The sequence below is a fragment of the Bacillus sp. GS3m_15504 genome (genome assembly GCF_055825275.1).
This window is the reverse complement of sequence record NZ_JBVVNL010000001.1, coordinates 474,518-489,181: the sequence shown is the minus strand read 5'-3', so window position 1 is coordinate 489,181 and position 14,664 is coordinate 474,518. Positions and strand designations below refer to the sequence as shown.

At 37.1% G+C, this 14,664-nt stretch carries 16 protein-coding genes and 1 other annotated feature; of the genes, 2 read left to right on the top strand and 14 right to left on the bottom strand.

The genetic code is table 11. The features are described 5' to 3' along the window. Positions 1 to 4 precede the first annotated feature (4 nt). From greA to alaS, 10 genes are all read right to left on the bottom strand, one after another. Positions 5 to 481, bottom strand: coding sequence for a transcription elongation factor GreA (gene greA, locus AC0L0O_RS02685; protein WP_000179966.1), 477 nt, complete (start codon positions 479 to 481; stop codon positions 5 to 7). A 278-nt stretch (positions 482 to 759) separates the two neighbouring features. After that, the gene (gene udk / locus AC0L0O_RS02680) at positions 760 to 1,398 is read right to left on the bottom strand and encodes a uridine kinase (protein WP_000537085.1); all 639 of its coding nucleotides are present in this window, start codon (positions 1,396 to 1,398) and stop codon (positions 760 to 762) included. Between the two features lie 17 nt (positions 1,399 to 1,415). Then, positions 1,416 to 2,696, bottom strand: a complete 1,281-nt coding sequence (locus AC0L0O_RS02675; protein ID WP_000217969.1) for a peptidase U32 family protein — start codon at positions 2,694 to 2,696, stop codon at positions 1,416 to 1,418. An 18-nt stretch (positions 2,697 to 2,714) separates the two neighbouring features. Next, a complete protein-coding gene (locus AC0L0O_RS02670; RefSeq protein WP_000742775.1) occupies positions 2,715 to 3,644 on the bottom strand; it encodes a peptidase U32 family protein in 930 nt (309 codons plus the stop codon). Between the two features lie 7 nt (positions 3,645 to 3,651). Continuing rightward, positions 3,652 to 4,293, bottom strand: coding sequence for an O-methyltransferase (locus AC0L0O_RS02665; protein ID WP_000389090.1), 642 nt, complete (start codon positions 4,291 to 4,293; stop codon positions 3,652 to 3,654). Positions 4,294 to 4,495: 202 nt separating this feature from the next. After that, positions 4,496 to 5,566: an endolytic transglycosylase MltG gene (gene mltG / locus AC0L0O_RS02660; protein WP_000230091.1), complete on the bottom strand. Its 1,071-nt coding sequence runs from the start codon at positions 5,564 to 5,566 to the stop codon at positions 4,496 to 4,498. A 216-nt stretch (positions 5,567 to 5,782) separates the two neighbouring features. Further along, complete coding sequence (locus AC0L0O_RS02655) at positions 5,783 to 6,061, bottom strand: DUF1292 domain-containing protein (protein WP_000392247.1); 279 nt, start codon at positions 6,059 to 6,061, stop codon at positions 5,783 to 5,785. A gap of 12 nt (positions 6,062 to 6,073) precedes the next feature. After that, positions 6,074 to 6,487, bottom strand: a complete 414-nt coding sequence (ruvX, locus tag AC0L0O_RS02650) for a Holliday junction resolvase RuvX (RefSeq protein WP_001221197.1) — start codon at positions 6,485 to 6,487, stop codon at positions 6,074 to 6,076. Between the two features lie 3 nt (positions 6,488 to 6,490). After that, a complete protein-coding gene (locus tag AC0L0O_RS02645; protein ID WP_000348590.1) occupies positions 6,491 to 6,757 on the bottom strand; it encodes an IreB family regulatory phosphoprotein in 267 nt (88 codons plus the stop codon). Positions 6,758 to 6,833: 76 nt separating this feature from the next. Further along, positions 6,834 to 9,476, bottom strand: coding sequence for an alanine--tRNA ligase (gene alaS, locus AC0L0O_RS02640; RefSeq protein ID WP_000811840.1), 2,643 nt, complete (start codon positions 9,474 to 9,476; stop codon positions 6,834 to 6,836). Between the two features lie 40 nt (positions 9,477 to 9,516). Continuing rightward, positions 9,517 to 9,736, bottom strand: a binding site (T-box leader). Between the two features lie 222 nt (positions 9,737 to 9,958). On the opposite strand from alaS, the gene AC0L0O_RS02635 reads away from it, so the two are divergent. Further along, entirely contained in the window at positions 9,959 to 10,303 is a 345-nt protein-coding gene (locus AC0L0O_RS02635; protein ID WP_000209458.1) for a PH domain-containing protein, read from the top strand. Between the two features lie 38 nt (positions 10,304 to 10,341). On the opposite strand, the gene AC0L0O_RS02630 is transcribed toward AC0L0O_RS02635, so the two are convergent. Next, on the bottom strand, positions 10,342 to 11,409 hold the full coding sequence (locus tag AC0L0O_RS02630; protein WP_000793108.1) for an AI-2E family transporter: 1,068 nt from the start codon (positions 11,407 to 11,409) through the stop codon (positions 10,342 to 10,344). A 176-nt stretch (positions 11,410 to 11,585) separates the two neighbouring features. Here AC0L0O_RS02630 and AC0L0O_RS02625 point away from each other — a divergent pair, with 176 nt between their 5' ends. Beyond that, positions 11,586 to 11,798 (top strand): hypothetical protein, encoded by a 213-nt coding sequence (locus AC0L0O_RS02625; protein ID WP_000242541.1) that lies wholly within the window; start codon positions 11,586 to 11,588, stop codon positions 11,796 to 11,798. A gap of 35 nt (positions 11,799 to 11,833) precedes the next feature. On the opposite strand, the gene AC0L0O_RS02620 is transcribed toward AC0L0O_RS02625, so the two are convergent. The 3 genes from AC0L0O_RS02620 to recD2 form a co-directional block, all read right to left on the bottom strand. Next, positions 11,834 to 11,962 (bottom strand): YrzQ family protein, encoded by a 129-nt coding sequence (locus AC0L0O_RS02620; protein ID WP_001053553.1) that lies wholly within the window; start codon positions 11,960 to 11,962, stop codon positions 11,834 to 11,836. Positions 11,963 to 11,980: 18 nt separating this feature from the next. Next, on the bottom strand, positions 11,981 to 12,169 hold the full coding sequence (locus AC0L0O_RS02615) for a hypothetical protein (RefSeq protein ID WP_000469281.1): 189 nt from the start codon (positions 12,167 to 12,169) through the stop codon (positions 11,981 to 11,983). A gap of 127 nt (positions 12,170 to 12,296) precedes the next feature. Further along, positions 12,297 to 14,633: an SF1B family DNA helicase RecD2 gene (recD2, locus tag AC0L0O_RS02610; protein ID WP_000528067.1), complete on the bottom strand. Its 2,337-nt coding sequence runs from the start codon at positions 14,631 to 14,633 to the stop codon at positions 12,297 to 12,299. Positions 14,634 to 14,664 lie beyond the last annotated feature (31 nt).

Here is a 14,664-nt window from a genome sequence, read left to right as displayed (position 1 = left end):
TTAATTATTTTACAGAGATAATCTCTACTTGCATTTCTCCACCTGGTGTTTGGATTGCTACCTTCTCACCAATTTGCTTACCTAATAAGCTTTTCGCGATTGGAGAATCGTTAGAAATTCTTCCTTCAAATGGGTCTGCTTCCGCACTACCTACGATTGTATAAGCTTCTTCATCTCCATTTGGTAATTCTTTAAATGTTACTGTCTTACCTAATGTAACAACAGTAGATTCTTCGCCATTATCTGTGATGATAACTGCGTTACGGATCATGTTTTCTAATTGTGTAATACGTCCTTCTACGAACGCTTGCTCATCTTTCGCTGCATCATACTCAGAGTTCTCAGAAAGATCTCCGAAGCTACGTGCAATCTTAATGCGCTCTACAACTTCTTTACGTTTTACCGTTTTTAAATCCTCAAGTTCGTTCTCTAGTTTTTGCTTACCCTCTTGCGTCATAGGGTATGTTTTTTCTGTTGCCATATTTTCCACTCCTTTTATATACCAATCCCCCGAAAAAAAGAGGAGTTCCATATGAAAACTCCCCCGCTTATATAGAGAGCGGAGGTTTCTAGCACGCCTGTACTAGCGGAGTTGTCACATACAACCCCGTATTTCCAATTCTTCTTTATATAAAGAAGATATGTATGGAAAGTTGATATAAATATGCCCTCACCTATATATAGATGAGGTTGCATGTTTCATTGTATTCGATAGGAAGGGAAAAAATCCCTTCCTATCGTATATCTTTTACTATGCTATTACAAATTTACTTTTTGTTCAAGAATTGTTGCAATTTTTGTAACCATAATATCAATTGCAACGTGGTTTTGTCCACCTTCAGGGATAATAATATCCGCAAACTTCTTAGAAGGCTCAATAAATTGATTGTGCATTGGACGTACAACATTTACATATTGATCAATAACTGAATCCATCGTACGACCGCGTTCTTTAATATCACGCTGCATGCGGCGCAGGATACGAAGGTCCGCATCTGTATCAACGAATAGCTTAATGTCCATTAACTCACAAAGACGTGGGTCTTCTAAAATAAGAATTCCTTCTAAAATGATTACATCTTTCGGCTCAACTGGAATAATTTCTTCTGAACGCGTATGCAATGTATAGTCATATACAGGTTTATCTACTTGTTTATATGCAAGCAACTGCTGCAAATGTTCAATTAACAAATCATTATCAAACGCTAATGGATGATCATAATTTGTTTTTAAACGTTCTTCCATTGGTAAATGGCTTTGATCTTTGTAATAATAATCTTGCTCTAAGATTAAAATGGAATGACCTTTAAAATGGTCAAAAATCGCTTTCGTTACACTTGTCTTACCTGACCCTGAACCACCAGCAATTCCAATTACAACAGGCTTATTCGTCCCCATTCGACTATCACTCTTTCTTATTGAAGTATGCTTTTGCGCATCATATTATTCACATACACTGGTTGATCCACTTTGAATTTCACGATCTGCAACGGATGTCTCGCTGCATCTAATTCGTTTCCATCCTCATCCCAAATTTTCTCCACCGTCTGCGTAAAGTTTTCTATTTCTGGTCCAAAGAACTCCACTTCATGTCCTGGTTTGAAATGATTACGTTGCTCAATCGTTACGATGCCCGTTTCTTCATTATAATCTAACACTAAACCAGCGAAATCATACGTTGTTTTCTTACTATGATTTCCAAACATTTGCTCTTGATGTCCTGGAACCCCTTCAAAGAATGCAGGAGCTGTATCACGATTTGCACATTTATCAAGCTCATCTAACCATTCTTGCTTAAACTCAAAGTTATCAGGATCCGCACAATATGCATCAATTACTTTACGGTATACTGTCGCTACAGTCGCTACGTAATGGATTGATTTCATACGTCCTTCAACTTTTAAGCTATCAATTCCAATTTCAATCATTTTCGGAATTGATAAAATTAAATTTAAGTCTTTTGGACTCATCGCGAAGTGAGCATCTTCTTCTTGGAATAGAGGAAGCTCTTTTGCATCTTTATGTTGTGATACTGTTTGAACTAAATCATAGTCCCAGCGGCAAGATTGACAACAACCACCACGGTTAGAATCACGCGCTGTCATATGGTTACTTAACGTACATCTTCCTGAATATGCGATACACATTGCACCATGGACGAATGCTTCAATCTCAATATCCACTTTTTCTTTAATTTCTTTCATTTCTTCATAGCTTGCTTCACGAGCTAATACAAGACGATGTAAACCTTCTTCTTTCCAATACTGTGCTGCTTTCCAGTTGGATAGTGATTGTTGTGTACTTAAATGCACCTCAACAGAAGGTGCTACACGTTTACAAGTCTCAATAATAAGCGGATCAGCAACGATAATTCCCGTTACGCCAGCTTTTTCAATCCCTTTTAAATATTCCTCTAGCCCGTCCATATTTTCATTATGTGCAAAGATATTTGTTGTTACATATATTTTCGCTCCATATTTCTTTGCGAATTCCACACCTTCTGCCATTTCTTCCAGTGTAAAGTTACCTGCATTCGAACGAAGACCAAATTCTTGTCCACCTAAATATACAGCATCTGCCCCGTAATGGATAGCTACTTTTAATTTTTCTAAGTTACCCGCAGGGATTAACAGTTCAGGTTTCTTCACAATAACGCGTTTGCCATCGATTACTCGTGAAATTTCTTGTACAGTCATTTCCTACACCCTCCTCGTTTAGTAAACCGTCTCTTTAAAGAAGAATCCTGTATCTAACGGACGATTTACCGGTTGCATTTCTTCTATCTCTTTATATAAATCGTCTTTCACGTCATAATACGCATCACGATCTTCTACACATAAATCAATTGCTTTACGATATTTCTTCGTTACCTCAATAATGTATTCAGAGCTTTTTAGTACACCATCAATTTTTAAGCTGTCGATTTCAGCATCAATTAGCTCTTCTAACTCATCGATGAAACAAATATCGTTTGGACTCATAATGTGAGTACCATTTTCATCTTCATAAATTGGATATTTATTGTTACGCTCTGGGTCATATAAGAACATATTCTCTTCATATTTTTTCTTTTCAATGTCAAGATGACGTCCTTGATACTCAAAGTAGTTTCCTACTAATGAACGCTTCGATTGGAACATACAAGTCATACCGTGAATTTGTACTTCAAGTTCCACTTCAGCATTTTCTTTTAACTCAACAATTTCATCTAAGCTAAGCTCACGAGCTAATACAGCACGTTTTGCTCCTCTTTTTCCCCAGTAGTTACAAGTAAACCAGTTTGTTGCTGTTGTTTCTGTATTCCAGTGCAATTGCATATTTGGCGCTACTTCGCGGACCGCCATTAATACTGCTGGGTCTCCAAAAACAATTGCATCTACATGTACTTCGTTTAAAAATGCAACATAGTCTGTTAATTCTTCTACTTTATCGTTGTGGAACATAGCGTTCATTGCTACGTATACTTTCACACCATTTTCATGTGCAATTTTCACAGCTTGTTTCACATCTTCACGTGAAAACTCACCTGCTAAACGTAAACCAAACTTTTGCTCGCCAATCATTACCGCATCTGCTCCTGCTTTCGCAAGAGGTTCGATATCCGCCACTGCTTTTGGCGTTACTAACAATTCAGGTTTCTTCATACCTCGGTCACCCTCTCTTTTTACTAACAGCTACTCCATCACCAATTGGGAAAATCGTTGTATCATATCCTTCATGGTTCATAAGCCATTCATTGTACGTCTTAATACGACGGATTAAACCACGTGTACGTCTGTTTTCAATTTTCTCTTTCGTCGTTACAAGGCCATGGTACATAACATTATCTGAAATAATTACGCCACCAGGATTTAATAACGGTTCATATAAGTCAAAAAAGCGACGATATTGTCCTTTTGCTGCGTCAATAAAAATAACATCAAATGTTCCATGTTCTTCTACTTGCTCGCCTGTTTCTAACGCATCACCGTAAATAACGGAAATACGCTCTTTAACTGGTGAACGTTCTATATATTCAAGTGCTTTTTCATATCGATCGCGATTACGCTCAACTGTCACAATGCGAGAATTTGGAATAGCTTGCATCATACGAATGCTAGAATAGCCAATTGCTGTACCAAGCTCTAAAATACTCTTCGGTCCAATTAAACGTAAAAATTGCAACATAAATTCCATTCCAAGTCGATCCATAATTGGCACATGATTTTCTTTCGCATAGTCTTCCATTTCAAGAATTAATTTATCTTTCGGATCAATAAATGATAATAGGTACTCGTTAACTGCATCCTCCATAATGGTCCTCCTTATTTACATGGAGAAGTGCCTCTATGACGTCTTTTCACACATAGAATGCAATAAAAATACAAGCCAGCTTTACCCTTAGCTTGTACGTCCCGTTTTGATATTAAAAACGATTCTTCTGCCAGTTTTTAACCCGATATATTTTACCACAAAAAAGAGGGATGTGCGACCTTTTTCGCTATCCCTCCCCATTTCACTGCTTTTTCGTAATATATTTTTGCTTTAATGCATTATGCTCTTCCAATGTTTTCGCATAATACACTTCACCAGTTGGTGCAGCTAAGAAATAATAATAATCTGTTTGCGCGGGTTCTAACGCCGCTTCCACTGAATGTTTGCCAGAGTTTGCAATCGGACCGACAGGCAATCCTTTCACCACATACGTATTGTATGGTGAGTTAACCTTTAAATCTTCGTATAACACACGTTGTTTATGCTTTCCAAGTGCATATAATACCGTCGGATCAGTTTGCAGTGGCATGCCTTTTGCTAAACGATTATAAAAGACACTAGAGATCTTTTGACGATCTGTAAAGCCTGTTGCCTCTTCTTCAATAAGTGAAGACAATGTTAAAAGCTGGTGAACATCCCAGTTTTTCGCTTTCATTTTTGCCTCATTTTGAACAATGATTGCATTCGTTTTTTCAAGCATTGGAATTACAACTTCTTCTAACGTCGTATCTTTTTTATAGAAAGAGTACGTCGCAGGATATAAATAACCTTCTAACGGATATTTAATATTGCTATCAAAGATTTTATCGGTTAACAACTTCGGATACTTTTGCTGCATTTTTTGAATAAATGCTTTATCGTTTAATTGACGTACGACATCATCTTTATTCCACTTTAATTCGTTTGCAACCGTTTCTGCAATTTCAGTTACTTGTGCTCCTTCTTTTATCGTCACTTTATAAAGAGCTGGACGATGTACATTACCAGATGACATTTGCTCCATAACATCTTTCGCACTCATTGAAGGATTTAATAAATATGTACCCGCTTGTAAATTTTTAGATTTAGCCTTTGTATAAAAACTAAAAACTGTACCGTTTTTCACAGCACCTTTTTCTTCTAAAATCTCACCAATTTTACTAGTAGATGATCCCTTTGGAATTTCTACTTCAATCTCTTTTTTATTCCCGGTATCAACTGGTCCTAATGCGGATGAAATATACGCATAGACTGAACCACAAACTAAAAGCAGTGCAATAATCGAAAATAAAAAAATGCGTCTACGCTTCTTTTTCACTTGATTCTCTACCAAAACTCTTCCTCCTTATTCAATTGTAGGCCATATGTACATCTTTCTATACAACATGATGAAAAATCACAATAAACTTACCTATCATTTTTGACAGATACTTTATTTTTCTACAATCCGTCTCATTATACTACAAAGGATTACGCAGTTTCGACAAAAAATCTTTCATTTTACATATAAAAAAGATGGACGATATATCGTCCACCTTTTCAGTACTTATTATTCAGCTTCTTGCTCATCAGCTAGAGTGTTGAACATTTCTTGTACCATTTCCCACTCTTCTTCAGATTCGATTGGAAGTAAAGTTCCGCCCTCTTCTTCATTTTGCTCATAGGCCATTGCATCATAAATTTGGTCTCCATCTTCGTCTACTTCACCGATTGGAGAGAAGACTACGTATGATTTTTTGCCAAATTTTTCAGCGTCAAAAGTGAAAATAATTTCACATAAATGTTCGTTACCTTTTTCGTCTACAATTGTAATTTGATTTTCTTCCATTTTGGTCACCTCTTATTTACTATCTAAAAATCCTTGTAAGATTACGACTGCAGCCATCTTATCAATTACTTGCTTTCGCTTCTTACGGCTTACATCGGCTGAAATGAGTAGACGTTCCGCTGCCATCGTTGACAAACGCTCGTCCCACATTACAACGTCTAATTGTAACAGCTCTCGTAGGTTTTCTGCAAATTGTTGGCATGCTTCACCACGCGGGCCAATTGTACCATTCATATTTTTAGGTAAACCTACTACTATCTTGTCCACATCATACTGTTTTACTAACTCAGAAATGCGATCAAATCCAAATTGACCTCGTTCTTCGTTAATCTTGATTGTTTCAAGCCCTTGCGCTGTCCAGCCCATTTCGTCACTAATTGCAACTCCGACTGTTTTTGTACCTACATCTAAACCTAATATCCGCATAAATTACTCCTCACGATGATGTTTCAAGTAAGACTTCACAAGCTCTTCAATTAATTCATCACGTTCAAGCTTGCGAATGATGCTTCGTGCATCTTTATGGCGAGGTATGTATGCTGGGTCTCCACTTAATAAATAACCGACGATTTGGTTAATCGGATTATAGCCTTTTTCTTGAAGTGCATCATACACAGTTAAAAGTACATCATTTACATGGACACTCTGTTTTTCATCTTGAATGCTAAACTTCATTGTTTTATCAAAACCGTCCATTTCAAGCACCTCACTTATATAGTAAGTATAGGGAGAAGAACTTCTCCTCTCCCTACCATTGTACACTACTATCTCTTTATTTTGAAACAGATTTAACGTACTCTTGTACAAATGCTAAAGCTTCCTCAACTTGCGCTGGGTTTTTACCGCCCGCTTGTGCCATATCAGGACGGCCACCACCGCCACCGCCACAACGAGAAGCTACTTCTTTCACAAGTTTACCAGCATGGTATCCTTGGCTAATTAAATCTTTCGTTACGCCAGCTAAGATGTTTACTTTATCATCATTTACAGATGCTAATACGACAACTGCAGATTCTAATTTATTTTTTAGGTCATCCATCATCGTACGTAAGTTGTTCATATCTGCAACATTTACTTTTGCCGCTAATACGTTTACGCCATCAACTGTCATTACTGAATCAGTTAAGTTTCCAGCTTCAATATTGCTTAATTTTGCTGCAAGAGATTCGTTTTCCTTTTGAAGTTGTTTTACTTCAGCAAACAAACCATCTACTCTTGTTAAAATATCTTTTGGATTTGTTTTCATTTTTCCAGCTGCTTCTTTTAATAAACCTACTTGATCGTTCATTAATTCATAAGCAGACTTACCAGTTACTGCTTCAATACGACGAGTTCCTGCACCGATACCAGACTCAGCAACGATTTTGAAAATACCGATAGAAGCTGTGTTATCAACGTGACAACCACCGCAAAGCTCTAAGCTATAATCGCCAACTTGTACAACGCGTACAACATCACCATATTTTTCACCGAATAATGCCATTGCGCCCATTTCTTTCGCTTCTTCGATTGCTTTTTGAGAAATCTCAACATCAATACTTTCCCAAATTTTCTCGTTTACAATACGCTCAATTTTTTCTAATTCGTCAGCTTGTACTTGACCGAAGTGAGAGAAGTCAAAGCGTAAACGTTCAGAAGTTACAAGAGAACCCGCTTGGTTAACGTGCGTTCCAAGTACATCTTTTAATGCTTGGTGTAGTAAGTGAGTTGCTGTATGGTTTTTCACAACACTACTACGGTTTTTCGTATCGATAATAGCTTTTACAGCTGCATCTTTCGTTAACGTACCTTCTTCCACAACAACTTGGTGCAAGTTTTGGCCGTTTGGTGCTTTTTGTACGTCTTTTACAAGAACTTTCACGCCATCAGCAAGAAGATAGCCACGGTCTGCAATTTGTCCACCGCTCTCAGCATAGAATGGTGTTACATCAAGCATTAATTGTCCTTCTTCTCCAACTTGTAAGCTGTCTGTGTATTCGCCGTTTTTCACAAGTGCAACAACGTTACTTTCTGTTGCAACTGTACCGTAACCAACGAACTCGCTCGCTACTTTCACTTCTCCAAGGACACCGCCTTGAACTTGCATAGAATCAACGTCTTGACGAGCAGCACGTGCGCGCTCACGTTGTTTTTCCATTTCATTTTCAAAGCCTTCATGATCAACTGTCATACCAGCTTCTTCTGCATATTCTTCTGTTAATTCAATTGGGAAACCGTATGTGTCATATAGACGGAACGCATCTACTCCAGAAATAACAGTTGTTTTTTCTTCTTTAGCTTTTGCGATAACTTCAGCTAAAATCGCTTCCCCATCATGAAGTGTTTCATGGAAACGCTCTTCTTCATTTTTCACAACTTTTGCGATGAAATCTTTCTTTTCAAGTACTTCTGGATAGAAGTCTTTCATTACTTCACCAACAACCGGCACTAATTCAAACATGAATGGACGGTTGATGTTTAATTTCTTCGAATAACGAACCGCACGGCGTAATAAACGACGTAATACATAACCACGGCCTTCGTTAGATGGAAGAGCACCGTCACCAACAGCGAATGTTACTGTACGGATATGGTCAGCAATTACTTTAAATGCCATATCTTTTTCTAAGTCACCATTACGATATTTCTCACCAGAGATTGTTTCTGTTGCACCAATCATTGGCATGAATAAGTCTGTGTCAAAGTTTGTAGGCACATCTTGAACGATAGATGTCATACGCTCTAGACCCATCCCTGTATCGATGTTTTTCTTAGGAAGTGGTGTATATGAACCGTCTGGATTATGGTTAAATTGAGAGAATACAAGGTTCCATACTTCTAAGTAACGCTCGTTTTCTCCGCCTGGATATAATTCTGGGTCACTAAAGTCATTACCGTAAGCTTCTCCTCGGTCATAGAAAATCTCTGTATTCGGTCCACTTGGTCCTTCACCGATATCCCAGAAGTTTTCTTCTAAGCGGATGATGCGCTCTTTTGGAACGCCCATTTTCTCATTCCAAATTGTGAATGCTTCTTCATCTTCTGGATGGATTGTAACGGATAGTAATTCTTTATCGAATCCGATCCATTTGTCGCTCGTTAAGAATTCCCAAGCCCAAGTAATTGCTTCTTCTTTGAAGTAATCACCGATTGAGAAGTTTCCTAACATTTCAAAGAATGTATGGTGACGAGCTGTTTTCCCTACGTTTTCAATATCGTTTGTACGAATTGATTTTTGAGCATTTGTAATACGTGGATTTTGCGGGATTACACGTCCATCAAAATATTTTTTTAATGTTGCTACACCACTGTTAATCCACAGAAGAGATGGATCTTCATGTGGAACTAGTGATGCACTAGGTTCTACTGCGTGTCCTTTTTCTTGGAAAAAGTCTAAAAACATTTGACGAATTTGTGCGCCTGTTAGTTGTTTCATTGTATTTTCCTCCTTAAATATAAAAAACTCCCGCCCCTATAAAAGGGACGAGAGTTAACTCGCGATACCACCCTAATTATGAATTGATTGCTATACGAATCAATTCATCACCTCATGGTGCCGTAACGTGGCAAGACGGCAGTGATTAGCTGCTCTCAGGATTAGCTTTCTGTTACCCTTCATTTAAAGCTTCTTTCAGCCATATGGAAGCTTCTCTCTATAAATGGACTGTAACGTACTTGTTCCGTCATTGATTTAATGTATTATATGACTAAATATAATAGAATTCTCTTAAGTTTGTCAATGTAGATAATCATTTATATTATATCAATTGCATATTAATCATAGCTATTCTACTATTCATTCTTAACAGCCTTTTCATATATTATGCATGTATTAATAAATTGTACTACTTCTACGAACTTTTCTGAATATTGTTTTTTTGTTATAATTAAATTATCAATAATAAAGGAGCGATTATAATGACAACCTTATTGAACGAAGCTAAAAATATGTTAACAAATGATGAAACAATATTATTTTACACAGCATGTTCACTAGAAATATTTATTTATCGTTCCGTCGCAAGACCAGGCCTATTAATTTTAACAAACAAAAGGCTCTTCTTTTATGGTCCAGATGTAAGCAAGAATCCATTACTTGAGGAGTACTCTTTCGCAAAAATTTCAAATTTAAAAGAACAAAAGCGTCTTTTCAGCAATCAAATTGTATTTATGTATGATAATGAATGGAAAAAAATAAAACATATTCAAACAAATGATGTAAGCTCTCTCGTTCAAAAAATAAACGAGCAACTCTCTAAATAACGAAGGCCCTCTACTTAAAAAAGTAGAGGGCCTTCCTATTACACATCTTCTTTTTTCCAAAGAGGCCTTACATGAACGATCACTGTACGAATGACCGCTAAAACAGGAACTGATATTAATAACCCTACAATTCCTGCTACTTCTCCTCCAACTAGTAGTGCAAGCATAATAATGACAGGATGCATGCGAAGCGACTTACCAACGATGTAAGGGGATAAAATATTACTTTCTACAAATTGCAAAATAGCAATCGTAATCCCCGCTTTAATGAGTAAACTTGTTGATACCGTTGCTGCAATCATCAACGCTGGAATCGCCCCTAAAATAGGGCCGAAGTATGGGATTATATCCGTTACCCCAATAATAATGCCAAGCAATAATGGATATTTCATACCAATAAACCAAAAAGAAAGAACGGATACTCCTCCTAATACTAAACAAACAAATAATTGTCCTCGAATATAACTTCCAAGTGACTTATCAATTTCTTTCGCCAGCATTTGCCCCGTACTACGCCACTTACTCGGGACTAGTTTCCAAAAGATATGATAAAACTCGCCGTAATCTTTTAATATGTAAAATACAATGAACGGAATTAAGAAAATAATGAGTAACGAATCTAGTACACCACGAGCTGTGCTCATCACTTTATTTAAAAGTGCTTGTATCTTCGTTTCTACACCAACAAAAATTTGTTTCACCTTTTCATGAATAAATGATGGGAAATTCGCTGTTTGTTCTGTAACACCATCCATCCACGAATCATACATCTTTGTAAACTGCGGAAATTGCTCATTGATTTCTTGTAATTGCTTAATGACAATTGGCGTTCCTTTATAAATTCCATAACCAATTCCACCAAAGAAAAGAATGTAAATAAGCAAAATGGCGAGTGTACGCGGCATCCCTTCCTTATGAATTTTTTCAATTAAAGGATGCAATAAATACGCAATGAAACATGCAATAAGAAACGGTGTAATGGCCACTTTACATACAAAGATAATCGGTGCCCATAACGGCTTAATTTTTAAAAAGACGAGCAAACAAAGAAAGACAAGTAACAATAACCCTAAACGATATATCCAAATGATTTTAAGATTCTTCACACGAAAAACCTCCTCCACTCTTATTTTGAAAATAAATAGGGTAGGTTATGTGCAAAAGTTTTAAAATCTTTTCGTGCAGACCATACTGTTTTGTAAAGACGTACATATACATAACGTAACAAGGACAACCACCCGTGAGAATGCAGCATGAAACAATATAATCAGGAGGACTCATAATGGTTTTATTTATGCTCATATTATCTGCATTTTTTATGATTCTTGAATGGATTTGTATCGGGTTTGGTATTTGGAAAGGCTTCTTTGTTCGTTCCTCACGAAAAGAAAAAGCGAAGCAATTATTTCATTACGGAATGCTTGGCGTTGGATGTTACGGCCTATCTTATCTCTTCTCTGAAATTGGGCTTTTATATTTGCATACAAGCACATAAAAAAACTCCCTTATCATGAAGGGAGTTTTTTACGCTTATAAATAAGATTTAATCATCTTACGTGCTTTTTTCATATTGCGTTTTGAAAATACATCTTGTTTGCGAGCATATTGATATGCTGCCGCTCCAACACCTAATGCGATTAATGAATTGCGTAGATTCAAAGTAAATCCCCCTTTTCGTTATCCGATCGTTCTTTCATTCTCATCAAATAAATCATCAAGAGAGCTTAGTGAACCATCTTCTTCTACTTGATGCGTATGGATTTTCCCCTTTGAAACCGATAATTCGATATAACAATTCCAGCAATAAAATTGGTTGACACCTATTTTTCCAATGTCTTTCCCTTTGCAATTTGGACAAATAAACATATGGCGTTCATCTCCTTACAGTCTCCCGGATTCTATTCGCCATTATGTCCAAACTGCATTCATTTATACATTGCTGGAGCCTTTCAACGTTATACGTTTGAAAGTTTCACTATATAATTTCACCTTGTTACATGAAATCATACGGTGAAATGTTTTCCACGTCCATTTCTTCACCATTAACCGTTACCATCTGTACTTCTCCTTGTGATTCTTGCAAGCGGCTAGCTAAAGTCGTTTGACGCATTGCATCATCAAGGCGATTTACACCAGACTGAAAAGCAGCTTCCTCCCCGCAAATAATAAGGAACTTCTTACTTCTTGTAATACCAGTATAAATTAAATTACGACGTAACATACGATTATAACTTTTCACTATCGGCATAATCACAATGGGAAACTCACTACCTTGCGATTTATGAATGGAACAGCAATAAGCATGTGTAATTTGATTTAAATCTGGTTTTGTATATGTTACCTCAATTCCATCAAATGAAACGATAATCATATCTTGTTGCTCAACGTTTTCTTTCGCATAAAACACCGAAACAATTTCGCCGATATCACCATTAAATACTTGGCTCTCCGGCTGATTAACGAGTTGCAAAACTTTATCGCCTCTTCGGTATACAACATCACCGTAAGCAATTTCTTTACTCTTTTCTCTTTTCGGATTAAACACTTCTTGCAACGCTTCGTTTAGTACATTAATACCAGCCGGTCCACGATACATCGGGGCCAATACTTGTACATCTCTTGCGCTAAACCCTTTTGTCTTAGCGTTTTCGCAAACCTTCTTAACAACTTCAACAATTTGAGCTCCTGTGCAGCCGATAAATGAACGATCTTTTTGATTTTGCGCTAAATCTGGTGGGAGCGTTCCATTTTTTATCGCATGGGCAAGTTGAATCACTGATGAACCTTCCGCTTGACGATAAATTTCAGTAAGCTTTACTGTTGGAACTGCACCTGCATTTAATAAATCTTTCAATACTTGCCCAGGTCCTACAGATGGTAATTGATCTTCATCGCCTACAACGATAACTTGAATGTTAGTCGGCAATGACTTAAACAGCTGATTTGCAAGCCAAATATCAACCATTGAAAATTCATCAATAATGAGTAATTTCCCTTGTACCGGATCTGTTTCATTACGCTGGAAAGACCCTTCTGGCGTCCATCCAAGTAAACGGTGAATTGTGCAAGCTGGAAGCCCTGTTGATTCACTCATTCGCTTCGCTGCTCTTCCTGTTGGAGCTGTTAATAGTATCGGAAATGGATTATCATCACTATATTCATTCGGATTTAACGATAGCCCGTGAAGTGACGCATACATTTCAACAATTCCTTTAATAACTGTTGTTTTTCCTGTTCCTGGTCCACCTGTCAATAACATCATCGGTTTATGAAGTGCCGTTTGAATTGCTTCTTGCTGAAGCGGCGCATACTGTACGTTCAATTGTTCTTCAATTTCACCTAACGTCTTTAACACTTCTGCTTCAGGAAATGAAGGTGTTTCTTCCTGATTCATGAGCCTGCGAATAGACTTCACAACACCTTTTTCAGAATAGAATAACGATGCCAAATATACTCGCTCTTCTTCGATGATGACTTTCCCTTCACTTTGCATCATTTCAATACAGCTTATAATGTCTTCCTCCGTCACTCTTCCTTCTTGATTATTTAAAAGTGACATCGTTTCTCTTATAAGTTGATCTTTTCTCATATAAACGTGACCAAGTTGTAATGATACATTCTCTAACGTATAAAAACATCCCGCACGTACACGATCATCATGATTACCCGATATCCCTAACGCACGTCCGATATCATCCGCTCTTCCAAATCCAATCCCATCCACTTCTTCAATAAGCTGATATGGGTTATTACGAATTACTTCTAATGTCATCTCTTTATATTGCTGATAAATCTTAATAGAAAGCTTCGTTCCAAAACCGTAACCATTTAAAAAACTCATTACTTTCTCTAATCCTTGATGTTCAACAATTGTCTCATATATTTCTTGCGCTTTTTGTTTGTTAACAACACCGTTTAAAGCCTCAGGATCATCCATGATTTTAGAAATAGCATGTTCCCCTAGATGGTCCACAATTTTTTCAGCTGTGCGTTTTCCTATCCCTTTAAATAGATCACTCGCTAAATATTGCACCATACCTGCTTTTGTTTGCGGCAATTCTTTCTTAAACGTTTCAACTAAATATTGTTTCCCATACTTCGGATGGTCTTTAAAATGTCCTGTCAACGTAAACACTTCATCTTCATGCATGCGGGGAAAATGACCGTTTATCATCACTTTTTTTTCGTCGTACGTTTCATTCGTTTCAATGACTTTCATACTGACAACGGAATAGAGGTTTTCTTCGTTGTGGAAAATGGTATGAAGAACTTGCGCTTTTATAAACTTTTTTTCTTCCTCAAACAAATCCATTGCATGTTGATTTCCCATCTTTCCTCTCCTTTCCGGTTTCGTTTCACTT